Annotated in this window: 29 protein-coding genes and 2 tRNA genes; 11 read left to right on the forward strand and 20 right to left on the reverse strand. The window is 42.0% G+C overall.

Annotated features, from left to right (window positions below; translation table 11 throughout):
• Positions 1-622: TetR/AcrR family transcriptional regulator (locus CWC16_RS15630; RefSeq protein ID WP_171037671.1), on the reverse strand; the 622-nt coding region annotated here is incomplete at its 3' end.
• Positions 623-724: 102 nt separating this feature from the next.
• Positions 725-2014 (reverse strand): M20 family metallopeptidase, encoded by a 1290-nt coding sequence (locus CWC16_RS15635; protein ID WP_138542184.1) that lies wholly within the window; start codon positions 2012-2014, stop codon positions 725-727.
• 420 nt (positions 2015-2434) lie between these two features.
• On the opposite strand from CWC16_RS15635, the gene CWC16_RS20275 reads away from it, so the two are divergent.
• From CWC16_RS20275 to CWC16_RS20290, 4 genes are all read left to right on the forward strand, one after another.
• Positions 2435-2698 (forward strand): hypothetical protein, encoded by a 264-nt coding sequence (locus CWC16_RS20275; protein WP_249929291.1) that lies wholly within the window; start codon positions 2435-2437, stop codon positions 2696-2698.
• A gap of 6 nt (positions 2699-2704) precedes the next feature.
• On the forward strand, positions 2705-3235 hold the full coding sequence (locus CWC16_RS20280) for a hypothetical protein (protein WP_249929292.1): 531 nt from the start codon (positions 2705-2707) through the stop codon (positions 3233-3235).
• Between the two features lie 60 nt (positions 3236-3295).
• A complete protein-coding gene (locus CWC16_RS20285; protein WP_249929293.1) occupies positions 3296-3493 on the forward strand; it encodes a hypothetical protein in 198 nt (65 codons plus the stop codon).
• 168 nt (positions 3494-3661) lie between these two features.
• The gene (locus CWC16_RS20290; RefSeq protein WP_502705077.1) at positions 3662-4234 is read left to right on the forward strand and encodes a 5'-nucleotidase C-terminal domain-containing protein; all 573 of its coding nucleotides are present in this window, start codon (positions 3662-3664) and stop codon (positions 4232-4234) included.
• 195 nt (positions 4235-4429) lie between these two features.
• Here CWC16_RS20290 and CWC16_RS15650 read toward each other — a convergent pair.
• A tRNA-Leu gene (locus CWC16_RS15650) sits at positions 4430-4514 on the reverse strand.
• A gap of 292 nt (positions 4515-4806) precedes the next feature.
• On the opposite strand from CWC16_RS15650, the gene CWC16_RS15655 reads away from it, so the two are divergent.
• Positions 4807-5307, forward strand: a complete 501-nt coding sequence (locus CWC16_RS15655) for an RDD family protein (RefSeq protein ID WP_138542185.1) — start codon at positions 4807-4809, stop codon at positions 5305-5307.
• A 54-nt stretch (positions 5308-5361) separates the two neighbouring features.
• Here the strand turns inward: CWC16_RS15655 and lptG are convergent, their stop codons facing one another.
• Together lptG and lptF are read right to left on the reverse strand one after the other, a co-directional pair.
• A complete protein-coding gene (gene lptG / locus CWC16_RS15660) occupies positions 5362-6429 on the reverse strand; it encodes an LPS export ABC transporter permease LptG (protein ID WP_055015274.1) in 1068 nt (355 codons plus the stop codon).
• A complete protein-coding gene (gene lptF / locus CWC16_RS15665) occupies positions 6426-7538 on the reverse strand; it encodes an LPS export ABC transporter permease LptF (protein WP_055015273.1) in 1113 nt (370 codons plus the stop codon). The genes lptG and lptF overlap by 4 nt, the downstream gene beginning before the upstream one ends.
• A 308-nt stretch (positions 7539-7846) precedes the next feature.
• Between lptF and pepA the strand changes: the two genes are divergently transcribed.
• The 3 genes from pepA (at position 7847) to CWC16_RS15680 (ending at position 12876) form a co-directional block, all read left to right on the forward strand.
• Positions 7847-9358 (forward strand): leucyl aminopeptidase, encoded by a 1512-nt coding sequence (gene pepA / locus CWC16_RS15670; RefSeq protein ID WP_138542186.1) that lies wholly within the window; start codon positions 7847-7849, stop codon positions 9356-9358.
• A 160-nt stretch (positions 9359-9518) separates the two neighbouring features.
• The gene (locus tag CWC16_RS15675) at positions 9519-9965 is read left to right on the forward strand and encodes a DNA polymerase III subunit chi (protein ID WP_138542187.1); all 447 of its coding nucleotides are present in this window, start codon (positions 9519-9521) and stop codon (positions 9963-9965) included.
• Positions 9966-10020: 55 nt separating this feature from the next.
• On the forward strand, positions 10021-12876 hold the full coding sequence (locus CWC16_RS15680; protein WP_138542188.1) for a valine--tRNA ligase: 2856 nt from the start codon (positions 10021-10023) through the stop codon (positions 12874-12876).
• Positions 12877-12987: 111 nt separating this feature from the next.
• Here the strand turns inward: CWC16_RS15680 and CWC16_RS15685 are convergent, their stop codons facing one another.
• Complete coding sequence (locus tag CWC16_RS15685) at positions 12988-14256, reverse strand: outer membrane protein transport protein (protein WP_138542189.1); 1269 nt, start codon at positions 14254-14256, stop codon at positions 12988-12990.
• A gap of 281 nt (positions 14257-14537) precedes the next feature.
• Here CWC16_RS15685 and CWC16_RS15690 point away from each other — a divergent pair, with 281 nt between their 5' ends.
• A complete protein-coding gene (locus CWC16_RS15690; RefSeq protein ID WP_055015268.1) occupies positions 14538-14861 on the forward strand; it encodes a hypothetical protein in 324 nt (107 codons plus the stop codon).
• On the opposite strand, the gene CWC16_RS15695 is transcribed toward CWC16_RS15690, so the two are convergent.
• A complete protein-coding gene (locus CWC16_RS15695; protein WP_138542190.1) occupies positions 14821-16047 on the reverse strand; it encodes a cyclic di-GMP phosphodiesterase in 1227 nt (408 codons plus the stop codon). The two genes, CWC16_RS15690 and CWC16_RS15695, sit on opposite strands and share 41 nt — an antisense overlap.
• Before the next feature lie 149 nt (positions 16048-16196).
• Positions 16197-16271, reverse strand: a tRNA-Arg gene (locus tag CWC16_RS15700).
• Positions 16272-16504: 233 nt separating this feature from the next.
• On the opposite strand from CWC16_RS15700, the gene CWC16_RS15705 reads away from it, so the two are divergent.
• Positions 16505-16687: a hypothetical protein gene (locus tag CWC16_RS15705; RefSeq protein WP_055015266.1), complete on the forward strand. Its 183-nt coding sequence runs from the start codon at positions 16505-16507 to the stop codon at positions 16685-16687.
• Here the strand turns inward: CWC16_RS15705 and CWC16_RS15710 are convergent.
• Genes CWC16_RS15710 through CWC16_RS15720 form a run of 3 tightly spaced genes read right to left on the reverse strand, consistent with a single transcriptional unit; the run spans position 16684 to position 18404 of the window.
• A complete protein-coding gene (locus tag CWC16_RS15710) occupies positions 16684-17490 on the reverse strand; it encodes a phosphotransferase family protein (RefSeq protein ID WP_138542191.1) in 807 nt (268 codons plus the stop codon). The genes CWC16_RS15705 and CWC16_RS15710 overlap by 4 nt on opposite strands.
• 3 nt (positions 17491-17493) lie before the next feature.
• Positions 17494-18111 (reverse strand): nicotinamide riboside transporter PnuC, encoded by a 618-nt coding sequence (pnuC, locus tag CWC16_RS15715; protein WP_138542192.1) that lies wholly within the window; start codon positions 18109-18111, stop codon positions 17494-17496.
• 41 nt (positions 18112-18152) lie between these two features.
• A complete protein-coding gene (locus tag CWC16_RS15720) occupies positions 18153-18404 on the reverse strand; it encodes a hypothetical protein (protein ID WP_055015263.1) in 252 nt (83 codons plus the stop codon).
• Positions 18405-18502: 98 nt separating this feature from the next.
• Here CWC16_RS15720 and CWC16_RS15725 point away from each other — a divergent pair, with 98 nt between their 5' ends.
• Positions 18503-18742, forward strand: coding sequence for a DUF2960 domain-containing protein (locus tag CWC16_RS15725; protein ID WP_004588463.1), 240 nt, complete (start codon positions 18503-18505; stop codon positions 18740-18742).
• A 14-nt stretch (positions 18743-18756) separates the two neighbouring features.
• Here the strand turns inward: CWC16_RS15725 and alr are convergent, their stop codons facing one another.
• The 9 genes from alr to rpsF all read right to left on the reverse strand — a co-directional run bounded on the left by alr (position 18757) and on the right by rpsF (position 24935).
• Positions 18757-19836 carry an alanine racemase gene (gene alr, locus CWC16_RS15730; RefSeq protein WP_138542193.1) on the reverse strand — a complete coding sequence of 360 codons (1080 nt, stop codon included), beginning with the start codon at positions 19834-19836 and terminating at the stop codon, positions 18757-18759.
• A complete protein-coding gene (gene dnaB / locus CWC16_RS15735; RefSeq protein WP_055015261.1) occupies positions 19836-21215 on the reverse strand; it encodes a replicative DNA helicase in 1380 nt (459 codons plus the stop codon). Before dnaB ends, alr begins: the two co-directional genes overlap by 1 nt.
• Positions 21216-21328: 113 nt before the next feature.
• Positions 21329-22267: a DUF4097 family beta strand repeat-containing protein gene (locus CWC16_RS15740; RefSeq protein WP_138542194.1), complete on the reverse strand. Its 939-nt coding sequence runs from the start codon at positions 22265-22267 to the stop codon at positions 21329-21331.
• A 9-nt stretch (positions 22268-22276) separates the two neighbouring features.
• Positions 22277-22753, reverse strand: coding sequence for a hypothetical protein (locus CWC16_RS15745; RefSeq protein WP_138542195.1), 477 nt, complete (start codon positions 22751-22753; stop codon positions 22277-22279).
• Positions 22746-23294: an RNA polymerase sigma factor gene (locus CWC16_RS15750; RefSeq protein ID WP_138542196.1), complete on the reverse strand. Its 549-nt coding sequence runs from the start codon at positions 23292-23294 to the stop codon at positions 22746-22748. Before CWC16_RS15750 ends, CWC16_RS15745 begins: the two co-directional genes overlap by 8 nt.
• A 210-nt stretch (positions 23295-23504) precedes the next feature.
• Positions 23505-23957 carry a 50S ribosomal protein L9 gene (gene rplI / locus CWC16_RS15755; RefSeq protein WP_004588457.1) on the reverse strand — a complete coding sequence of 151 codons (453 nt, stop codon included), beginning with the start codon at positions 23955-23957 and terminating at the stop codon, positions 23505-23507.
• Positions 23958-23992: 35 nt separating this feature from the next.
• Positions 23993-24220 (reverse strand): 30S ribosomal protein S18, encoded by a 228-nt coding sequence (rpsR, locus tag CWC16_RS15760; protein WP_002962753.1) that lies wholly within the window; start codon positions 24218-24220, stop codon positions 23993-23995.
• 12 nt (positions 24221-24232) lie between these two features.
• Positions 24233-24550, reverse strand: a complete 318-nt coding sequence (gene priB / locus CWC16_RS15765) for a primosomal replication protein N (protein ID WP_004588456.1) — start codon at positions 24548-24550, stop codon at positions 24233-24235.
• A 43-nt stretch (positions 24551-24593) separates the two neighbouring features.
• The gene (gene rpsF / locus CWC16_RS15770) at positions 24594-24935 is read right to left on the reverse strand and encodes a 30S ribosomal protein S6 (protein WP_004588455.1); all 342 of its coding nucleotides are present in this window, start codon (positions 24933-24935) and stop codon (positions 24594-24596) included.
• Positions 24936-25261: the final 326 nt, after the last annotated feature.

The following is a 25261-nucleotide window of genomic DNA, read 5'->3' on the forward strand; positions in this document are numbered from 1 at the left end:
AAAGATCAACACGCCCTAAATAAGCTAAAATAATTTTAGGCAGCTCTTGCGCGTATTGCTGCGCCGATAAATCACACGCAATCGCAGGGGTTAAATCGTGGTAAAGTACTTTATCAAGCAATGAGCTAACAATTAAAAATACTGCTGTACCTGCCGCCGTTTCGCTCACTTTGGTATCGGTTTGGCTAATTAATTGTGCTAAACGCTGATAAATAACTCGTCTGTTTATGTGTTTATCAGTGCCTAATAACTCACTGTGTAAACGCGAATTTAAATGCAGCGTTCTAAATACTCCCTGTTGTGATAATAAAAACACATACGTTTTATGGCATAAAGTGTTAACTACAGCATCTAAGTTTTCATAGTGCTGTGCCTCAAGCTCGGTTACCCAATTATCTAATGCAATACCAAAGTCTTGATACAGCATAGGCAACAGCGACTCTTTATTTTTAAAGCGACGGTAAAACGTACCAACCGACACCTCGGCGTAATCAGCCAGCTCTTTTATACTTATGTGTTCAAAAAACTTACTTTTTAAACTGTGATTTAGCGCTTTTAATAGTTTTTTTTTGGTGTGTTGGCTACGTTGTTGCTTGGGCACCAAAAAAGGGTGTTCAGACATACATTCAACCATGTTGGTTTAAAGCGCACGCACTGTGCAGCTTGTAAATATAAATAGTAAAACCCAGCTAGCAATTACTTAACTCGCTGGGTAGCTATGTCGTTATTTTTGGCTATTTAAATAATCTACCGCTAATTGGCTAAGCGCTTTGGTCCCCACTTTAAACGACGATTCATCGGCGTAAAAATACGGTGAGTGGTTACTTGCTACCGTTTTTAAGTCTTGGTTTGCAGGTGTACCACCTAAAAATACAAATACACTGGGTATTTCTAAGGCATAAAACGAAAAGTCTTCTGCGCCGGTTATTTTACCCATTTCTTGCACGTTTTGTTTACCAGCTGCTTTTTCAAGACTCGGTAACATTTGCGCAGTAAGCTCAGGGTTATTAACCGTTACAGGGTAACCTTCGTGTATATGCACATCGGCCGTTGCCCCCGACGACTTGGCAATATGCGTAGCGGTTGTTTTAATATTTTCAAAGATTTGCGCGCGATTATCCATATCAAAATTACGAATAGTACCAACCATTTCAACTTCTTCAGGAATAATGTTATTACGCACACCACCGGCAATTTTACCAAACGACACAATAGCCGGCTCTTTGGTTATATTTACTTGGCGGCTCACAATATGGTTAACGCCCGTTACAATTTGCGCAGCGGCAGCAATAGGGTCAACGCCTGTCCATGGTGCTGAGCCATGTGCTTGGCGACCGTGTACGGTTATTTCAAAGCGATCGGCACTGGCCATAAACGGCCCACTTCGATAGCCAATTTTACCCGTATGCAGGCTTGAAGTGATATGCAAGCCAAAGGCAACATCTGGCTTATATTTGGTAAAAATGCCTTCTTTAAGCATTAGCTCTGCACCGCCTTCTTCGCCTAAAGGTGCGCCCTCTTCAGCAGGCTGAAACACAAACATAATGTTGCCATGCAGCTCATCTTTCATGTTTACCAGTACCTGTGCAGCGCCCATTAGCATAGCTACGTGCGTATCATGACCACAGGCATGCATTATACCTACATCAACGCCACGGAAATTTGTGGTTTTGGTTGATTTAAATGGCACATCTGTTTTTTCTGTTACCGGTAGTGCATCCATATCAGCGCGAAGCATGACTGTAGGACCGGGCTTTGCACCTTTTAAAATACCAACAACACCAGTGTAAGCAATATCGGTTTGTACTTGCATACCTAACGACTTTAAGTGTTTAGCCACAATGCCTGCGGTACGCGTTTCGCGATTACCCAGTTCAGGATTTTGGTGAAAGTCGCGTCGCCATTCAATTACCTGCTGCTCTACACTTTTAACGTGCTGATCAAGGTTTGCCTGTGCGTTAAACGCACTAAGTGCAGCAAAACCTAATGCCACTGAAAGTAGTGATTTTTTCATCCTGTTTACCTTTATTATTTTATAATATCAATCCGCATAATTAAGTGACCTATTTTGAGGATGGATAAACGTGTTGATAGCAAGGCAAAAAATTCGCTATTTAGTTGTTCTAAATAAGAGTTTTTTAACGCAGATAGCGACACGTTTAGCCCCTCAAAATGATTAAGTATTTTTTCGGATTGGTATAAAGCCCAACAACCGATTTAGTGTTATCGAAAAGTGCTGACAAGTTATAGCCTACACCATTTTTAAATTTATTTTTTACTGCGAGCGCTAAGGCACACAAGTTTGAAAGTAATACTAAAACACTGTTTACTGTAATAGCACCACCTAAAAATGTAAATATGGATTCACATTTTAGTTCATCATACTTTAATAAACCTTTTTTACTGTACTCTTTTTAAATTACACGGAATGACCATGAAAAATCGAATCACTAAAAAGCACGTTTTAAAATCAACATTGGCACTGACTATTGCACTCGCATTGAGTGGCTGCGACATTGATGATGACGATAATAACGACCCTGTCGTTGTAGAAACACCAGAGCCTGCACCAGTTACTTTGCGTATAATGGAAACAACCGACATACACATGTATTTATCTAACTACGATTACTTTGCACAAGCCCCATCAGAAACCTTAGGGTTTGTTAATACTGCTACCCTTATAAAAGAAGCCTGAAATGAAGTGCAAAACAGTGTACTGGTTGATAATGGTGATTTAATTCAAAACAGCCCGCTTGGCGATTACGAAGCGATTGTACGTAAAGACGATATTTTAAATGGCGCAACCCATGTGGCCTTTAAAGCGATGAACTTACTTGATTACGATGTAGCTAACTTAGGAAACCATGAATTTAATTTTGGCTTAGAGTTTTTAGATGCCACATTAAGTGGTGCCGACTTCCCGTATATTAATGCCAATGTATACGTTGATGATGGGGATGATGACGACAACAACGATGGAAACCGTTACACCCCGTATTACATTCAAGACAAAGCAGTACTTGATATAAACGGTAACGAACAAACAATTAAAATTGGTTACTTAGGCCTTACCCCACCGCAAATTATGCAGTGGGATAGCGCACACTTACAAGGTAAGGTTATTGCAAAAGATATTGTTGCTACTGCTGAAAAGTTCATTCCACAAATGAAAGCACAAGGCGCCGATATTATTATTGCCATTCCGCACTCTGGGTTAACAGCCAGCGCCTAAGAAGACCTCGCTGAAAATACGGCCCTTTACCTGTCTAAAGTAGATGACGTAGACGCCATATTGTTTGGTCATAACCACCGTTTGTTTCCCGGTGATGCGTCGTACGATGGCTATGAGTCGGCGGGTATTGATAACGTAAACGGAAAACTTAATGGCGTACCCGCTGTTATGCCTGGATTTTTTGGCAATAACTTAGGGGTTATAGATTTAATTATTGAGCCAAACGATGAAGGCGGCTGGGAAGTGGCCAGCCCATAAGTAGAAACCCGCGCCATTAGTGGTACAGATGAAAACGGCGACTTTCTTGATTTAGCTGCTGTAGATACCGATGTAGCTGCCGCCATTGAGCTTGAACACCAAGCAACGATTGATTGGGTAAGCGAACCACTTGCTGAAATTTCAAACCCTATTTATAGCTTTTTTGCTTTGGTGCAAGACGATCCGTCAATTCAAATAGTATCAGATGCACAAATAGCGTGGGGTAAAGCGTTTATTCAAGGCACTGAGCTTGATGGCTTACCTGTGCTTTCGGCAGCAGCCCCTTTTAGAGTTGGCCGCAATGGTATTGAAGATTACACCAATGTAAAAGCAGGCGATATCACCCTACTAGATACCGTTAGTTTATATGTGTTTCCAAACACTATTCGTATGGTAAAAGTAACAGGTAGCGATGTTAAAGAGTGGCTTGAACGCTCTGCGGGTCAGTTTAATCAGATTGATGTAAACAGCAGCGCTGAGCAAAACCTACTCGATACCACTTTTCCCACTTTTAACTTTGACATTATTGACGGCGTTACCTTTGAAATAGACGTAACGCAGCCAAAACGATACGACAACGATGGCGTATTAATAAGTGAAAACAATTCGCGCATTACTAACTTGCAATACCAAGGTGAAGCAATAGATTTAGAGGCAGAGTTTTTAATTGTAACGAATACTAGCGCCACCTTGAGTGGCGCTCGAGTCCGCCCCTACTCAAATTTTATTACGAATACTTAATTCATCCCTGAAGCAGCATCCATCGTTCATCCATGAACTCACTTCAAGTAACTGCGAAACTTCGTTTCGGTTCACTCTCACCCAGCAGGCGGGCTATAACTAATACTAGCGCCACCTTGAGTGGCGCTCGAGTCCGCCCCACTCAAATTTCAGGCATAAAAAAACCCTAACCAATTTGGTTAGGGTCATAAAAAGTGGTACCAGCGGGCGGACTCGAACCGCCACGCATTGCTGCAGGGGATTTTGAATCCCCCATGTCTACCAATTTCATCACGCTGGCATCATTTTTCTTTAACCTTCTAAACACGAGAAGATAAAGAAAAACCACTTTAGAGCTAAGGATTATTTATGTGCCTTCGTCTCTATGCCAAGCATTATACAAACAATAGGGGTGGCAGCAAGCGTTTTATGACATTAGCCTGATCAATCGCTTAACATTTAGGCAGCCCACAATAAATAAGATTAGCTCCATCCCCCCTAAATACACAAAACAGTTAGGCTAAACTATAGCACTTAGTATTTAGATGCTTTTTTGCTAAACTAGCGCGCATATTAATAGTGAGAGTATATTTATGTCGGGTGAGTTTCCACGTGCTGGGTTTTGGCGCCGCTTTGCGTCCTTAGTTTACGATACGTTAGCCATTATTGCGTTTGCTATGTTAACGGTTGTGCTCTATTTATTTGCCGTACAAGGGCTTATTATTCTTGATGTGATTAGCTTAAATGGAGCTGAGGATGTATCGGCACTTATTCAAGAATCGTTATTGCTCTCAAGCATTCGCAGCGCCTTACTTGTTACAGTTGCCTTGGTATTTTTTGGCTACTTTTGGACTAAAAGCGGGCAAACTATTGGCATGCGCGCATGGCGTTTAAAAGTACAAACTAACGAAGGATGTTTAATTAGTTGGCCGCAGTCTATTGTTCGCAGCCTAAGTGCCCTGCTTGGCTTAGGTAATCTGGTGGTATTAATTGATTTCAAAAGCAAAAAAGCGCTACAAGACTATATTTCAAAAACAGAGGTCGTTACCCTTACAAAAGAAGAAAACAAGCGTATTTACCGCGAGCTAGATTAGTAAAAGCAAAAAAGGTGACTCTTGGTCACCCTTTTTAATGCAATGTATAAACGGCTATACCCGTTTATTCATTAAATATGTAGCAAAGCCTATAAACAGTACACTTGGCAATACCGCGCCTATAATTGCGGGTATTTGATAAACCATTACGACTGGACCAAATATCTCATTTGTTAAGTGAAATACAATCCCCGTTACTACACCCATAATGATACGCGCGCCCATAGTTACGGTACGTAAAGGGCCAAATATAAACGACAGTGCAACTAGTAGCATAACGGCAACAGAGACTGGCTGCATCAGCTTACGCCACAAAGCCAACTCATAGGTACTGGTATCTTGCTCATTTTGCTGTAAGTACCCTAAGTATGACCAAAGCCCTGTAAACGAAAGCGACTCAGGTTTCACCGATACCACCCCAAGCTTTTCGCCCGTTAATTGCGATGGGTAAAACTCTTCATCTATATGCTCACTGCTTATTTGCTCATCACTAATATGAACCTTATTTACATCGCGTAATAGCCAACCTTCGTCACGGCCAATAGCAACTTTAGCTTTAGTGATTTGAGTTAAATCGAGTGACTTGTCAAAGTGATACATATGTACACCGTTTAAGCGGCCACTTTGATCTACATCTTCAATATTAATAAAGTTATTGCCATCTTTTGCCCATACACCTTTTTGTGCATTAAACACGTCGCCACCATGTATTGCCTGATTACGCATTTCTTTGGCGTGTTGTTGCGCCTCGGGTGCTCCCCACTCACCAAGGGCCATCATGCACACAGCCATAAACACGGCGGTTTTCATTACCGAGCCTATAATTTGTAAGCGCGACATACCTGCAGCTTGCATAACCACTAACTCACTATTTGAAGCCAGTGCACCAAGCCCAGTTAAGCCACCAATAAGCGCAGCCATCGGGAAAAATATAACTAAGTCGCCTGGCATACTGTAAAAAGTATACAAAGTAGCGGTCATTAAATCGTAACTGCCACGACCTACCGACTTTAGCTGATCAATAAATTTAATTAATGTACTAATCCCTACTAGCACCAACAAAGCAAATCCAGTGGTTTGTAAAATGCTGCGGCCTAAGTACCAATCGAGTGTTTTCATCATGCGCTTAACTCCCGTTTTGTTACAACGGCTTTAAGCCAGGCCCCTAGTGGGCGACCTTTTATAATTAATAAACTGCCTATAAACAAAGCACTTAAGTGAATCCACCACAAGCCGATTGAAGGCGGTATTTTGCCATCTTCTACAGCAAATTTTGCGGCATTGAGTAAGATAAAATAACCCAAGTACAAGCTAATGGCTGGCACTAATTTAGCAAACTTACCTTGGCGCGGATTAACCACACTTAGCGGTACTGCTATTAAGGTAAGTAACGGAATAGAAAGCGGTATGGCAATGCGCCACTGCCACTGAGCAATTGACTCAGAGGTGTTAAGTGGTAATAACTGATTAGTAGGTATCGCTTCTAATTTACGGCGCTGATGCTCTATTTCTTGCTCGCGTATTTGTACGCTGTAGCCATCAAACTGCGTTAAATTAAGGGCCGGTGTTTGGCCATCGGTTTCGTAGCGTTTGCCATCAGTTAGCACTAATTGCTGCTCGCCGTTTACAGCCTCTACCACCACACCTTGCTCGGCATATACTAAACGTGCAAGGTCATCTTTTTCAGTATCGGGAAGCTGCGCTACAAATACTTTATTAAGTTCTTTACCGCCGTTTTCAATGTTATGAATAAACACCACGGCTTTTTCGTTACCGGTTTGTTGAAACCGCCCCGCTCTTAAGGCTGATAAACCCGCATCGGCCTTAGCTTGTTCTTTTAATTGGTACTCTTGCTCGCTGGCCCATGGCGCAAGGTACATGGTCAGTGAGGCTGCTAATATAGCCAAACCCACGCTCGAAATAAGCGTAACACGTACCACGTACCATTCGCTCACTCCACACGCTTTGAGCACAGTCATTTCGCTGTCGGCGTAAATGCGGCTGTAGGCTAAAATTATGCCCAAAAATATACTTAATGGCAGGATCAGCGAGGCTAGTTGCGGCAATTTAAGCGCAATCATCGATAATACTAATTTGGCAGGAATGCTCCCTTCTGAGGCATCACCTAAAATAACCACAAACTTTTGTGACACAAAAATGGTCATTAAAGTTAAAAATACGGCGACCTGCGATTTTAAAACCTCAGCGGTCAAATAACGAAAAATAAGCAATGCTCGCCCCTGTTAAACATAGAATTTCACTACAATAGTGATAATTTGATAATAAAGTAGCTATTTTACCCAGTTTTATCTGGTAAATAAGTCGTTATTATAAGCTAACAAAATTAATTATCCTACCTAAGTGCACGATATATTGTTGCATTAGTAGCCCTTAAACATATAAAGTTCAATTACACAGTAAGAGTCAGAAAAAATCAGCTAAAATTAAGATTATCCCTACATAAGTTACGTAGCTAAGACTAGATTTTATTTTTTTAGCCCCTATTAATAACGTATATGACTCACAACCAGGAGTAACAATGGAATTTAACGTAAAAAGTGGTAGCCCAGAAAAACAGCGCAGCGCGTGTATTGTCGTTGGTGTTTACGAACCACGTAGGTTATCCCCCATTGGTGAACAACTCGATAAAATCAGCGATGGTTATATTTCAAATTTACTACGCCGTGGCGATTTAGAAGGTAAGCCGGGGCAAGTTTTATTATTGCATCATGTACCTAACGTTTTAAGCGAGCGCGTATTGCTTGTTGGCTGTGGTAAAGAGCGCGAGCTTGATGATAAGCAATATAAGCAAATAATTTCTAAAACAATTAATACCTTAAACGAAACCGGCTCTATGGAAGCAGTGTGCTTTTTAACAGAGCAACACGTTAAAGGACGTGATACCTACTGGAAGGTTCGCCAAGCGGTAGAAACAACACAAGATTGTTTATACACATTTAACCAGCTAAAAAGTAAAAAAGTAGACCCTCGTCGTCCACTTCGTAAAATTGTGTTTAACGTACCAACGCGTCGCGAGCTGACCATTGGTGAAAGCGCTATTGAGCATGGTTTAGCCATTGCCGCAGGTAGTAAGCTATGTAAAGACGTAGCCAACATGCCACCCAACATTTGTAACCCTGCTTATTTAGGCGAACAAGCGCAAGAGCTGGCTAGCAATTTTGACAACATCACCGTTGATATTATTGGCGAAGAAAAAATGGCCGAGCTAAGTATGAACTCGTACTTAGCAGTTGGTCGCGGCAGTGATAACGAATCGGTTATGTCGGTTATTAACTACAAAGGTGCAAGCGATGAGCAAGCCCCGATTGTGCTAGTAGGTAAGGGTTTAACGTTTGACTCAGGCGGTATTTCAATTAAGCCAGGCGAAGCCATGGATGAAATGAAATACGACATGGGCGGTGCAGCCGGTGTAATTGGTGCTATGCGTGCACTGGCCCAAATGCAGCTGCCTATTAACGTGATTGGTGTGTTAGCTGGCTGTGAAAACATGCCAAGCTCTAATGCGTATCGCCCTGGTGATATTTTAACAACCATGTCGGGACAAACAGTTGAAGTGCTTAATACTGATGCTGAAGGCCGCTTAGTATTATGTGATGCACTCACTTATGTTGAGCGTTTTGACCCAGATACAGTCATTGACGTAGCAACACTTACCGGTGCGTGTATTGTTGCCCTTGGCGCACACGCAACAGGTTTACTTTCAAATCACAACCCACTGGCGCATGATTTATTAAAAGCGTCTGAGCAAAGTGGCGACCGCGCATGGCAGTTACCACTGTGGGATGACTATCAAGATCAACTCGATAGCCCATTTGCCGATTTTACAAACTTAGGCGGGCGCTCTGCAGGTACTATTACCGCAGCGTGTTTCTTATCTAAGTTTACTAAAAAGTATAACTGGGCACATTTAGATGTCGCCGGTACAGCGTGGCGCAGTGGTGCTAAAAAAGGCGCAACGGGGCGTCCTGTTCCTATGCTTACTCAGTATTTATTAAACCGAGCTGGAGTAAGCGAAGCTGCACACGATTAATAATCTGCTTAGCTTGTTTTAAGGCGCCATTTGGCGCCTTTTTATTGCCTTAATTATCTGTGTATTAATTGAAGCAAACCCCGTTATATGGCAAAATCTGCCTCTTAATTTATGTGTATCAACTATGTGCACATTCAATGTCATGGGAAACCCCGATACAATGAACATGAATGCCCAATTTTTCGTTCTAAAGCAACAAGATGAATCTAAAGCGCAGGCTGATGATCATTTTGCTTTAGCAGCTCAAATTGCCGCAGAGCAGTATCGTTTAGGGAACCGTGTGTTTATTTTTGTTGATAACGAACACACCGCCTATGCCATTGACGAAACCATTTGGGCATTTGATCCCGACAGTTTTGTGCCGCATAACCTGCAAGGCGAAGGCCCAAAAGCCGGTGCGCCTGTAGAAATAGGCACCACGCCTCCTGTTGGCAAACGTAACGTTTTAATTAACTTAGCTAATAACCTGCCCGATTTTATTAGGCGCTTTAGCCAAGTTTTTGATTTTGTACCAGTAGAGTCTGTAGCTAAACAAGCCGCTCGTGAGCGCTTTAAAAAGCTGCGCCAACTTGGTGCCAATATCAGCACGCAAGAGATTAATAGCTAGCCGTTTAGGATAAAGCTAACCAACTAATTTAAGTACTTATTTAAGGTTCTGTGTAATGGATAAAACCTACAATCCGCAAGATATTGAACAGTCGCTATACCAAGACTGGGAACAAAAAGGCTACTTTAAGCCATCTGGCCAAGGCGTACCGTATTCAATTATGATCCCGCCGCCAAATGTCACCGGTAGCTTGCACATGGGCCACGCCTTCCAAGATACAATAATGGATACCCTTACGCGTTTTAAGCGTATGCAAGGTAACAACACATTATGGCAAGTAGGTACTGACCACGCGGGTATTGCAACGCAAATGTTGGTTGAGCGTAAACTACACGCTGAAGAAGGTAAAACACGTCACGATTTAGGCCGCGAAGATTTTATTAATAAAATTTGGGAATGGAAAAACGAATCTGGCGGTACTATCACTAAACAGCTTCGCCGTCTTGGCGCATCGGTTGATTGGGACCGTGAACGCTTTACGATGGACGATGGCTTATCTGAAGCAGTTAAAGAAGTCTTTGTACGTCTTCACAAAGAAAACCTAATTTACCGCGGTAAGCGCCTAGTAAACTGGGATCCAAAATTACACACGGCTATCTCAGACCTTGAAGTTGAAAACAAAGACAAACAAGGCCACATGTGGAACCTGCGCTATCCACTTGCCGATGGCGTTAAAACACAAGACGGCAAAGATTACATTGTCGTAGCAACAACTCGCCCTGAAACCATGCTAGGTGACTCAGGTGTTGCGGTTAATCCAGATGACGAGCGCTACCAAGATTTAATTGGTAAAGAGATTTTACTGCCTATCGTAAATCGTCGTATCACCATTGTTGCAGATGAGCACGCTGATAAAGACAAAGGCACAGGTTGTGTAAAAATCACCCCTGCACACGACTTTAACGATAACGAAGTTGGCAAGCGTCACAAAATGCCAATGATCAATATTTTCGATAAAAACGCTGCCATTCTTAGCCAAGGTGAAACATACACCTTTGACGGTAAAGAGCTTGAATTTGATGCACCAATTCCTGAGCGCTTACACGGTCTAGACCGTTTTGCTGCGCGTAAAGCGATTATCGCAGAATTTGAAGAACTTGGTTTACTCGAAAAAATCGAAGACCATGCGTTAACTGTACCTTACGGCGACCGCTCTGGTGTGGTCATTGAGCCACTACTTACCGACCAATGGTATGTACGTGTTGCGCCACTTGCAGAGCCTGCTAAAGATGCCGTTAAAAATGGCGACATTCAATTTGTACCTAAACAGTATGAAAACATGTACTTCTCGTGGATGAACGACGTACAAGATTGGTGTATTTCACGCCAGCTTTGGTGGGGTCACCGTATCCCGGCTTGGTACGACAGCGAAGGCAACGTTTACGTTGGCCGCGATGAAGCTGAAGTACGCCGCGACAACAACATTGCCGATGATGTTACGCTAAGCCAAGACGAAGACGTACTTGATACCTGGTTCTCATCTGCACTTTGGACTTTCTCAACGCAAGGCTGGCCTGAAAACACCGATGATTTAAAAACCTTCCACCCATCTGACGTATTGGTAACGGGTTTTGATATTATTTTCTTCTGGGTTGCGCGCATGATTATGATGACGCTGCACTTTATAAAAGACGAAAATGGCAAACCACAAGTTCCGTTTAAAACCGTATATGTAACGGGCTTAATACGTGACGACAACGGCGATAAAATGTCTAAGTCAAAAGGTAACGTACTTGACCCACTAGACATGATTGACGGCATTGAGCTTGAAGACTTAGTACAAAAGCGTACTGGCAACATGATGCAGCCAAAACTTGCCGCTAAAATCGAAAAAGACACCCGTAAAGTATTTGCAAATGGTATTGAAGCTCACGGTACCGATGCGCTTCGCTTTACTCTTGCTGCAATGGCCTCTACCGGCCGTGATATTAACTGGGACATGAACCGTCTAGAAGGTTACCGTAACTTCTGTAATAAACTATGGAACGCAAGCCGTTACGTATTAATGAACACAGAAGAGCAAGATTGTGGTTTTGCAAGCGATGCTGAAAAAGAGTTTTCACTTGCTGATCGTTGGATCTTAGGCCAATTTGAATCAACAGTTAAAACCTACACTGAGCACCTTGATAACTACCGCTTTGATTTAGCCGCTAACACGCTTTACGAATTCACTTGGAACCAGTTCTGTGATTGGTATTTAGAGCTCACTAAGCCGGTATTATTTAAAGGCAATGAAGCACAGCAACGCGGTACTCGTAACACGCTAATAACCGTGCTTGAAAGCTTACTGCGCTTAATGCACCCAATGATGCCATACATTACCGAAACTATTTGGCAGCGCGTTGCACCACTTGCAGGGCTTGAAACAGCAGGCACCAGCATCATGGTACAAGGCTTCCCTGTTTATAATGAAGCAAACGTTGATGCCCAAGCTATGGACGACTTAGAGTGGGTTAAACAGTTTATTTTAGCAATTCGTGTTATTCGTGGTGAGATGGACATTAGCCCAAGTAAGCCACTTAACGTGTTACTGGCTAACGCATCAAGCGATGATGTGCGCCGTATTAACGAGAACGAGTCATTTATTGCCTCGCTTGCTAAACTTGAATCGTTCACCCTGCTTGAAAACAAAGACGATGCACCCGCGTGTGCAACATCATATGTTGGCAACCTTGAAATTATGATCCCTATGGCGGGCTTAATTGACGTTGAAGCCGAGCTTGCTCGTATTAACAAGCAACTCGAAAAAGCAGAAAAAGGCTTAGCGCAAGTGCAAAACAAACTAGCTAACGAAAAGTTTGTTAACAACGCACCTGAAGCCGTACTTGCAAAAGAAAATGCTAAATTAGCTGAGTTCACTGATGCTAAAACCAAGCTTCTTGAGCAAAAAACTAAAATAGAGAGCTTATAAACTTTCATAAAATGCCTATTAACATCATTTAATAGGCATTAAAAAAGCCGCTCACTGTTAAAGTGAGCGGCTTTTTTTGTGCCCTGCGAATAACCACAAGGCATTTCTACATTAAAACTTGTAGTTGTACTGAGCGCCAATAACAACGGCATGGCCTTTTGATTCAAAGCCCCACTGGCTGCCTGAATCATCAGTTTCAGTAAAGTTTTGTGTTTTACCGCGAACAACACTTACACCTAAATCGACATTTGATTGCTTATCGATTGCGTAGTTACCACCTACCGAGAACCAAAAACGGTCAGTATCTGGAATAGAGATAGAAAGGTGAGTTTGTGATACTGGCGACTCATCAAACGCTACACCTGCACGAAGAAGTAAGTCTTCGTTGTATTGGTAATCAGCACCGATAGAGTAACGGAATGCATCATCAAACTGCTCTTGCTTTTCAAATGCAATAAACTTGTCGCCTGTTGGTAACGTTACTTGTGCTTCTAGTGACTCAAAGCTGCTCCAGCCTGTCCATAATACGCTGTAGTGTAATCCAAGTTTTTCATCTAGCTGGTGTGAACCAGAAAATTCAGCAATTGCTGGAAGTGTTAAATCTACTGAGCCAGGTAATTGTGCACCACCTGTACCGCCTGCTTGTACTGGTAGCTCATTTGAGAAATCACCTTCGAAGGTAATATCTGTTTCGCTGCGGTAGTTAAAACCAAAGCGGCTGTTTTCGTCTAATTGGTACATTAAGCCCACATTTAAGCCTAGGCCGGTGTCATCCCCTTGAAGGTTTACTGCATCAGCACCAAAATCAATACCACTTGTATTAGCGCCTACTTTACGAATTACTGTTGCATCAGCATAAATGTAGTTTAAGCCAACACCAAAGCTAAATTGCTCTGTTACTTTGTATGCAACGCTTGCATTAAAGTTAACGGTCAAAATTTCTGTTTCACCAGCAATTTGGCCCGCTACGTAGTCATCGTTAAACTCTGTAGATAAACCAAAGTTAGAAAACGCACCAAAACCTACTGATACTTTATCGTTGTAAGGCATAGTAAAGTAAGCGGCTGGTACCACTGCGCTTGGCGCAATGCTGTCGTCATCTAACGCACTTGGGTCTATACCATTGTTAGTAGACTCACCTTCAATGCTTACATCTGGCACTACAGCAATAGCTGCAACACTCAATTGCTTATCTTTAAATAAAGTCATTAATGCGGGGTTACGAGCAACAACAGAGGCGTCGTCAGCGATAGATGCTTCACCGGCGTATGCACGGCCAAGGCCTGATGCGTTTTGCTCAGCTAACTGAAACGCAGCAGCAAATGTATCTGCAGATACTAACGCAAGCGAAGCTGCGATTAGGGTTTTAGAAAATTTCATTGTTGTGTCCTTAACCAAACAGGCGTTTGGGTATCTATGTGTTGTTATTAGGATTTTAAACTTGGCTACACTACCTTAATTCTTTATAAAAAACTGTAACAAAGCGACAAAAAACACCAAAAAACACGTTTTTTAACTACATTTTAACAACTATTTAAAACTCATCGGAGCAGAAATGTGTTATTAGAGCTTATACTCTAATTGTAATTAATTATCATTTAGATTGACTTGTAATTCCGTGCATTTTAAACTCGTTACAAAATCACAAAGGAAGCAAATAGGTGATCATATTACTTATTATTGCGGGGCTCATTTTTTGTGGCGCCAGTGTGTATTGTTTTTATAAAGCAAACTATTGTGCTTGCACACAGGCCGGCCAATGCGATAACCCCGTAAACCATTACTGGTTGGGGGCCATGCTAAATGCATTAGTGTCGTTAGCTTTTTGCTGTATTGCACTGCATGTAGAGCAAGGAACATTACTATGGCTTACGTTAATGGCGAGCTGTTTTTTAGGCGCTTACATTTCTGCCAAGCGCGAAAAACTTAAACGCTGTAAAAAAGCTAATTCAACAAATGCTCTTTTAACAAACGAGCCAAATTAATTTGATAATCATGGGGCTTAATGCTCGATACAATTTTTATACTTTGATCTGGCTCGCTTAAATCGAGATCTTTAGGGGTGACGTGATGGCCATGCTTTGCATTATAAAATAGTTTAACCTTTGGCTTTATTGGGTTTAGCTTATTACCCTCAAGTACCAAGGCTAAACGCTCATTGGTTAATTTGACTATAGTACCTACCGGATGTACACCTAAGCATTTTATAAAATGTTGAACAAGCTCTGCATCAAATAGCTCTTTATGCGCTAACAAATAACGTAACGCATTAATGGGTTCATCTCCCTCCTGATGAGGTCTGTCGGCTGTTAGCGCATCGTACACATCAACAATTGCCATAATGCGCGCTGGGCGACTAAGCTTTTCAGCTGTAATACCACGCGGATAGCCTGAGCCATCTAATCGTTCATGGTGGTTAACTATCATGTCGAGTATTAGAGGGGTAATGCCCTTTTCACCTTTGACCAGGCCTAAACCTTGGGCGACATGACGTTTAATAATATCCATTTCACTGCTAGTGAGCTTACTTGGTCTAGAAATAATCCCCTGCGGGAGTTTAGCCTGCCCTAAATCGTGAAGTAGCGCGCCCATAGCAAGCTGCTGTACGGCTTCTTCTTTGTACCCTAAATATTTAGCGAACACAGCGGTGAAAATAGCGCAGTTAACCATGTGGCGCCAATTGTAACTATGTTTGTCTTTTATGCGGGTTAAAATGGTCATTGCGCTAGTATTTCTAAATACCGAGCTGACTATATCGTTAGCCATTTCATCAATAAGGTTTAAATTAACCGAAAGCCCAGTAGTAATATCGCCATATAACGCTTGTAGCTTACGATTATGTTGCTCAAAACTAATGCTGGCTTTAGCAAACTCTTGCTCAAGGGTAATTGCAGGTTTTACTGCTGGCGGCTTAGCTTTGCTGCTGGAAGTAACGGGCTCTTTTACTACAGCAGCCTTGGGTCTGTACTTATCAGGTACGGCTGCATCGCCTTTAGTAAAGTCGATAAGCAGCTCTAAAACGCCTTCTGTTACTAAGCGCTTTATAATTGCTTGGTTTCGCACTAAACCACTGGTTTTTATTTTTATACTATTGAGCCCTTCCTGCTGTTTGGTAACACTGTCAACAAACATACCTGGGGTAAGCTCTGAAATGGGTAACGCGATGAGCATGGTAAAAGCGTTTTTTACAATTAAATATGCCTACTAAATAGCACTATTTAAGCATAAAAGTCTACTTTTTGAGTTGAGGATAATACTATATAACTATAAAGGACTACTAAATTTGATTAGGCGTAAACAGGAAAATGATAAAAAGCAAATGGCGCTCTTGCTAGGGATCGAACCTAGAACTTAGCCTCCGGAGGGCCACGTGATATCCATTTCACCACAAGAGCACATTTGTTGCTAAAACACTAACTCGCGATATCAATGCTTTAACACTGGCAATAATAAAGAGATCTTTAAATAAATACCAGCTTCATTGAGTTATATGCCTATAAATCAAACTGTTTTTGATAAAACACTTCACAACTTGCAAAAAACAAGCTATTTATTGGTATTCGATAAAAAATAGTAACCGTTTAGCAACATCTTTTGGATGCTTACGGATTATATAGAGGATGTAATTATGAGTTTAATGTCGACTGAGCAAGTGGCTGAGTTTTTAGGTGTAAAAACCGAGCGTGTAAAACGTCTTGCTCGAGAGAGCTTACTTATTGCCAAGTCTGAAGATGAAAACGGTGAACCGCAATTTGATGCTGACGAGGTAGCAAAATACAAAGAGCTTGCTGCCCGTTTTGGCGGCCTTTAACCGTGCATATCGCTCAATAATTTATTTAGCTGCGCGCGTAATGTGCTTGACCTATTATTTATGTCGCGCTGCTCATACCACCCTATACACAGTACCAAAAATACCACTTTAAAGTGACGTAGCTTGTCATAAGCGCTATAAAAATCACTGGGGGTTGCTTGCTGGGCGCTATATTGCTCAAGCAAGGCTTGCTCTGCGTGCGTATTTAACTCTAAGCTGACTGCAAGCGCCGCTAAGTCAAAATATACGTCGTTAGTTTGCGCATATTCAAAGTCAATCAAATACATGCCGCTTAAATTGACTATTAGATTATCTTTAACTAAGTCGTTATGACAAAAGCCACTGTTGTAGGGCATGTCACTAATGGCATTTAACGTATCCTCAATTAAGCGGCTGTACTGTTGATATATGTTGCTATTAGCGTAATACATAAGCTCTTTTGCAATATCCATTGGCTGCGTAGCTAGAGGGTAACTATGAACGCGAGCCAATTTTTCAACTAGGTCAATACTGTAATTATTAGTAGCAATATCACCACAAATATAGCGAAATGCAGCTCGTCTGTTAGCCTTATCGAGCCAAATGGGTTTAGGGCAAACGTTATGCTGGCTAAGTGCAGTTTGGGCTTGTAGCCCTATTTTAGGCCAATGCGATTTGTAGCATTTTAATAAGTAGTTTTGCTGTGCAGTTTTTATTAGGTAATTGTCGTTACTTAAACCATTCACTAATTTAGTGGTTTGTAGCACCTGCTCAGGTGCCACAAACTCACTACACAACGCGGCAATATTTGGATTACGGTGCATGCGTTATAATTGCGCTAATGGCTTAGCTTGGCTTTGCTCGTACTCTTCGTACCAGGTTTTAAATCCCCACGCGGCCATAATAGTGTAAAAAATAAATAGCGCGAGCGTTGGGTAATAGCCTTTTTCGTAATACAAATACATAGAGGCCGCATCAATAACAATCCAATACAGCCAGTTTTCGAGCACTTTTTTAGCAACTAAATACGTGGTTACCACCGCAAAACAGGTTGTAAAGCTATCTAGGTAGGCAAAATCGGCATGGGTGTAGTTTTGCATTACATAGCCAATAATAATGGCCGCTAAGCTTGTAGCGGCTATCAGAATGGCGTGGCGTTGTGTAGACCATGAGGTAATACTAATATTATCTTCTTTACCTTTGCGCCATACCATCCAGCCAAATACAGCCATGTACATGTAATAAAAATTGAGTAGCGACTCCATAAGCAGCGCGCCATTCCAGTACATTATGGTGTAAATAAGCGTGCTAAAAAAAGCGGCAGGCCAGCACCATAGGCTTTCTTTTATTGCCAGTAATAAATAAGCAATAGACAGCCCTACCGCAATATATTCCCAATGCGACATTGCTGTAAAACCACTTAAGGTTTGTGTTAAAAAATCCATGTGTGAGGTTACCGTTTTTAATACACGTTAAATAAAGGCGATTACGCTGGAGACAAATCGCCAGATAAAAACTTACATACAAAAATAGCCTTACCAAACTCTTCGTACGAGCGTTTAATCTCGGTGTTTAGCACTTGCATTACTAAATCGTAATCGCCAAAAATTTGCGTAGAAAGGGTATTGGTGATCACTTTTAAGTTGTCGTATTCGTTTAAGCGGTCAATAAAACCTTTAATAAACGGGATGTAATCTTGATGAAGTGGGTATTTACTGATCTCTACTGATAATTTCATTTTAAACTCTACTTTTAATTATTTGATTTCAACAAATCGTTCAATGCCAGTTCAATACAGTGTAAAATTACACTCACACTCAATTAGCTGAGCTTATTATGGCACGCAGAATAACCTATACATTTAAAAACCAACCGCGCGAAATTAACTTCGCAAAAGACAAATACCACGACATGTATCAGGCTATTGCCGCTGCCGAAGGTATTGATTTAACTAACTACTTAAACATGGTACGCCAAATAGAAATGACCTCAAAAGGCTCTTCCGCTGTACGTAATTTTCGTGATCAAGAATTTGCCCGTATGGGCTTTAGTGACATTTACTTTATTAAAGAATAAATATCACTTATTAACTACCGCTGATACTCATAACTTACGCGCGGTGTAATATTACATAGTAATTCGTAAGGGATAGTATCAGCGCAGTGGGCTATTTCTTCAACTGGCAGCTCCGGCCCCCACATGGTAACGCTGTCGCCTACTTTAACATTATGCTCGTTTGCGCCTACATCAATGCTTATCATATCCATAGACACACTGCCTACAATACCGTAGCGCTGCCCTGCAATCATAACCGGTGTGCCTTCTTTGGCATGACGCGGATAGCCATCGCCATAACCCATAGCCACTACGGCTAATTGGGTTGGTTTGTCACTTTGCCAACGGCCTCCGTACCCTACTCGCTCATGTGCAGCAACATCACGCACTGCAATCACTTTTGTGGTTAAACGCATGACCGGCTTTAAATTGTGCTGCTGCCCTATGCAGTCTGCCATTGGCGACACCCCATAAAGCATAAGTCCTGGGCGTATCCAATCACCGTGCCCTGCTGGCCAAGCTATAATACCGGCCGAGTTTGATAAACAATGCGCTTGGTCTATGCCCTTTACAAGCGTATCGAATAAGCTAATTTGCTGCGCCGTTTTCGTATTATGCGTATCATCGGCACACGAAAAATGGGTCATCAAATTAATGGTGCTTTTAGCATTGGGTGTGCGCTGCAAGCGACTATAAAATTCTTCAAACTGCTCAGGTGCTATACCTAAACGGTGCATACCAGTATTTACTTTTAGCCAGCATGTTATTGGCGCATCAAGCTTGGCGTTTTCAAGTGCCGCTAATTGGTTTTCATCATGAATTATGGTTTGAAAATTATTCGCGAGTAAAATAGGCAAGTCGGCTTTATTAAAAAACCCCTCAAGCAATACTATTGGCTTTGTTAAACCACCGGCGCGCAGTGCAAGGGCTTCGTCAATTCGGGCAACAGCAAAAGCATCAGCACTATTTAAGTGCTGAGCAATTTTTACTAAGCCATGCCCATACGCATTGGCTTTTAATACCGCCATTATTTTGCTATTTGGCGAAAAATGTTTTACCTGCGATAAGTTATGCGCAAGGGCGGTTAAGTTAATTTCGGCTGTGGCTAGGCGCATTAGTATTCATCATCAACTGCTGGCCCCGCGTAATTATCAAAGCGAGAAAATTGCCCCTGGAAGGTTAAACGTACTTTACCAATGGGGCCATTACGCTGTTTACCTATGATAATTTCGGCGATGCCTTTTTCTGTACTGTCTTCGTTGTATACCTCATCACGGTATATAAACATGATTAAATCGGCATCTTGCTCTATCGAGCCCGACTCACGTAAATCTGAGTTGATTGGGCGCTTATCGGCACGTTGCTCTAGGGTACGGTTTAGCTGCGAAAGCGCTATAACCGGGCACTGTAATTCTTTTGCGAGCGCTTTTAATGAACGTGATATTTCGGCAATCTCTAAAGTACGGTTATCTGATAGGCTAGGTACGCGCATTAACTGTAGGTAATCGACCATGATCATACTAATACCACCGTGGTCGCGCGCTATACGTCTTGCACGTGAACGCACATCGGTAGGTGTTAATCCTGATGCGTCATCAACATACATTTTGCCTTTTTCCATCAACAACCCCATGGTTGATGAAAGGCGTGCCCAGTCGTCATCATCTAACTGGCCGGTACGTACCTTGGTTTGGTTAATACGACCAAGCGATGCAAGCATCCTCATCATAATTTGTTCTGAGGGCATCTCTAGTGAATAAATAAGCACAGGCTTGTCTTGCGTCATTGCGGCGTGCTCTGCAAGGTTCATCGCAAAGGTGGTTTTACCCATTGAAGGACGTGCTGCAACAATAATTAAATCAGAAGGTTGCATACCTGCTGTCATTTTATCTAAATCAGCATACCCGGTGCTAACACCGGTTACACCGTCTTGCGGCGACTGGTATAGCTCTTCGATTTTATCGACGGTTTTTTCAAGAATATTATGAATGCTTTGCGGGCCCTCTGTACTTTTTGTACGTTGCTCAGCAATTTTAAATACTTTACTCTCGGCAAAGTCTAATAAGTCGTGGCTGGTGCGCCCTTCTGGGCTAAAACCGGCTTCGGCTATTTCGTTCGCTACACCAATCATTTCGCGCACTACCGCGCGCTCACGCACAATATTAGCGTACGCATCAATATTGGCAGCACTTGGGGTGTTTTTGGCTATTTCTGCCAAATACGCAAAACCACCAATACCTGCCAGTTGGTTATTTTTTTCAAGGCTTTCTGAAATTGTGATTAAATCTATCGGATCGCCCACTTCAGCAAGTGCGGTCATGGCTTCAAAAATAAGCTTATGGGTGCGGGTATAAAAGTCCTGCGCAACAACCAGCTCTGCTACGCGGTCAAACGCTTGGTTATCAAGCATTAAGCCACCTAAAACAGATTGTTCAGCTTCTATTGAATGGGGAGGGACTTTAAGGGTATCGACTTGCTTATCTGGTTTGGCCATAACTTCACAGTACTAAAATTGAATGGCTCTATTCTATCGACTTGGCGGGGCTGTGCAAATAGCAAAGCAGGAAATCTTTTCCTGCTTTTTGTAATCATTAACGGTATTAAGCGTTATTTAGTACGCAGCTCAATGCGCCCGCTTATGGTATCCATTTCAACACTTGCGCTACCACCATTAGCACTAAACTCTAAATCGCTTGCAGGGCCATATTTAGCCTTAATTACTTTATCGCTGGTAATTTTATTAATAATTTTACCATTGGCGTGTGCTTTAATCTCAAACTGAGCCGACACACTTTGCGGAAAGTAAAAATCCGCATCGCCACTTACCGACTCATAGCGTACATCAGCCCCTTTTAGCAGCTCACTGATGTGTATTTCAGCTTCGCCGTTTACAGTATTGATACGTAAGCTTTTAATGCTTGATAATGTAAAATCGATATCGCCATTTACGTTTTCTAATCGTACGTCGTTTGCGGTTGTGCTTGATTTAATATCACCATTTACGGCGCTAAAGCGCAGCTCTCCGCTTGATTGCTTATCGTTTATTTCACCGTTTACGGTTTCAAATTGAATATTACCGTTTAAGTTTTGTGCGTTTACATCGCCATTTACGGTGCTTAATTTAACAATGCCGCTAATGTCATTTACCGTAATTTCACCGTTAACAACATCAACCTCAGCGCCTTTTTCAAGAGTTTTTGCAGTCACAGACACATTTACGCCAGCAAATTCTAAATGACTGTTTTTTGGCATAAATATCGTTAAGTTAGAGCCATCTCCATTGTTACCCCACCCCAAATTACGTGGCATTTTTACTATAAACTCGGTTTTATCGCCTGTCGTTTTAAGCTCAAATCCTTCAGCCTTGTCATCAAGCTCGCCGGAGACTTTAAACTCGTTTTTATCCCAGCCAGTTATGTTTACATCGCCGCGTTGGTTTTCAATAAAAATAGTGCCGCCGTTTGGCACCTCTATTTGCTTATCTATTTTTTCGCCCGCTAAAACGCTCAGTGGTAATAGGCTTAGCCCAAGTAAAATTGCTTTCATGTTATTCCCCTATATTTGCTGCCAACGCGGTGCATGCACCTTGTTAATTAAGTCGAGTTGTTGCTGGTAAACTTGCGCCAACATGGTCAGTAACGCCTGATTTTGTGGCTCGTTTTCAAGTGCCTGTTTAATTGCTTGCTCTGCTTCTTCAAGCTCTTGTAACTGTGCTTGCCAGTTATTGGTAAGCGCATCCTGGTTTTTGTACTGCACTAATAAACTTTGCTTTTGTGCTTTAAAGTAATCGCTCATAGCAACCACTTGGCTTGGCTCGTTGTTGCTCATAAATATATTGATTGCTAGTAACGCCGCAGCGCTGCACGCAGCAATAGCGCTTAATTTAGGCCATAATGGCGCTTTAGTAGCAGGTGGCTTAGCTGTAACGAGGGCATGCTCAATACCCTGCCAAAGTGCTTTATTGGGCGCTATGTCTTTATTTAAATTGTTTAAAGACTCGTTTAAGTAGTCATCAAAATTTTGTTTACTCATGTTCGTACCACTCTTGTAATAACTGCCTTGCGCGATGATATTGTGACTTGCTCGACCCTACAGCCATATTCAGTTGCTTGGCTATTTCTTCGTGGCGGTAGCCTTCAATGGCATATAAAACAAACACCATGCGGGCACGCTCAGGTAAACGAACTATTAATTTATCGAGTCCGTTTAACCCTTTACAGCTTTGGGCGCTTTGCTCATCCATACCGCTTTGCTCTATGCTCACTACTTTGTTTAACCAGCTTTTGTGCTTACGCACATAACTAATGGCAATGTTGCTCGCTACGCTATATAACCAAGTAGAAAATTGTGAGCGTCCATCAAACTGCGCTATTTTATGCCACACCTGCACAAATACTTCTTGAGCGGCATCTTCAGCGTGCGCTTCATCAGCTAATAAGCGCAAACATAAACCGTAAACACGCTTTATATGCAGCTCATACAATGCTTTATAAGCATTTTGATCCCCCGCTTTAACACGCTCAATGAGTGCAAGGTCGCATAGGGGCGTGTGCTCGGGTTTTGTGTGTAACATCCGTGATGTCGCCTTTTAATTATTTTTATTTAAAAACGTGTATTAATGAGTGTATTGATTACTAAGACGCAAAGACAGACAAGAAAGGTTTAAACTAATAATAAAAATAGTTTAATAATTTTATAAAGAGGGATTAGATGGGTATTAAAGAGGAATGTTAGATACAAAAAAGCCGCGCTAAAAGCACGGCTTTTTGGGCTTAATTAAAAATTAAGCTTCAGCAATAACGATTACTTTAATAGTAGCTGTTACGTCTGAGTGTACTGCGATTGCAACGTCGAATTCGCCAGTTTCACGGATAGTACCGTGAGGTAAACGAACTTCTGATTTAGCAACTTCAACACCAACAGCTGAGATAGCGTCAGCGATGTCACGAGTACCGATTGAACCGAATAGCTTACCTTCGTCACCAGCTTTAGATACTAAAGTAACTTCTGCTAATGCTTCTAGTTTGTCAGCGCGTGCTTGTGCTGCAGTTAACTGTTCAGCGATTTTCGCTTCTAAGTCTGCGCGACGAGCATCAAACGTTTCAATGTTTGCTTTAGTTGCAGGAACTGCCTTACCTTGCGGGAAAAGGAAGTTACGTGCGAAGCCAGATTTAACAACAACCTGGTCACCTAGGCCACCTAGGTTAGCGATCTTATCTAGTAGAATAACTTGCATGTTTCTACACCTTTTAAAAACTGTTAATCCGCTGCTTACTTATGTAAGTCAGTGTATGGAAGAAGGGCTAAGTAGCGAGCACGCTTAATAGCAGTTGCTAGCTGGCGCTGGTATTTAGCGCTAGTACCTGTAATACGGCTAGGTACGATTTTGCCACTTTCTGTAACATAGTTTCTAAGAGTAGCTAGATCTTTGTAATCGATTTGTTGTACGCCTTCCGCTTTAAAGCGGCAGAACTTACGACGTCTGAAATAACGTGCCATGAGATTAATTCCTCAAATAATTCTTTCTATATGCTGAGCATGCAAAACCAATTGGCTAAGGCCGTTACGACCTTCGTGGCGATTTAAAAAACCACTCACTTGCAATGCCTGCCCAACGTGCAAATGTTGAGTCTGTTGTTGCATTTGCTTACCACTGGCAACAACCTGAAGCCTAACGTAACTATTACGGTTAAGATCTGCCTCGGTTTGCATCGATTTATGTTCTACAACAAAAATACAATGCGGTATGCCTGCAGGGCTTTGGCTAAACTTGGGTGTTTTACAAACAACCCCCGATATAACCAGCTGATTCATATATGGGCTAACCATTACACTAACTGCTGACTACGTGCCATGCTAGGACTCAAAACAATTAAGCAGCTGGTGCTTCTTTCTTCTCTTCTCTTGCAAGAGGAGACGCTTCAGTTACTGCATTTTTAGTACGCATAACTAAGTTACGAAGCACTGCATCGTTGTAGCGGAAAGTAGTTTCTAGCTCGCTGATTACTTCAGTAGGTGCTTCAACGTTCATAAGAACATAATGAGCTTTATGAAGCTTGTTGATTGGGTAAGCCAGTTGACGACGGCCCCAGTCTTCAAGACGGTGAATAGTACCACCAGCTTCAGTGATAGAACCAGTATAACGTTCGATCATACCAGATACTTGCTCACTCTGATCAGGGTGAACCATGAATACGATTTCGTAATGACGCATGGATATTCCTTACGGTTAATAGAGCCTTCTACCGTTTCGGCCGGTCGGTTTAAGGCAAGGAATTAATAGTTTAAAAGCCGAAATGAGCGCGCATTTTACGCTTAGATTGATAATTAAGCAAGCAGGTTTTTTTAAGCTTTATTAGATAAGTTTTTAGAGAAAAATATTAGCAGCAGCGCTAGTCGCGCCTAAAAGCGGTGCCCCCACCGAAAAAGTCAGTGCAAAGTGCAATAGCCTTTAAAAATGCCAAATCTTTTCGCATAAAAACGCAGGGGTTTATTAAGTAAGCCTTAACCCTGCCCCTAAAATATAAACATTTACTCAAA

It is taken from the genome of Pseudoalteromonas sp. S3776 (assembly GCF_005886915.1).
GTDB lineage: Bacteria > Pseudomonadota > Gammaproteobacteria > Enterobacterales > Alteromonadaceae > Pseudoalteromonas.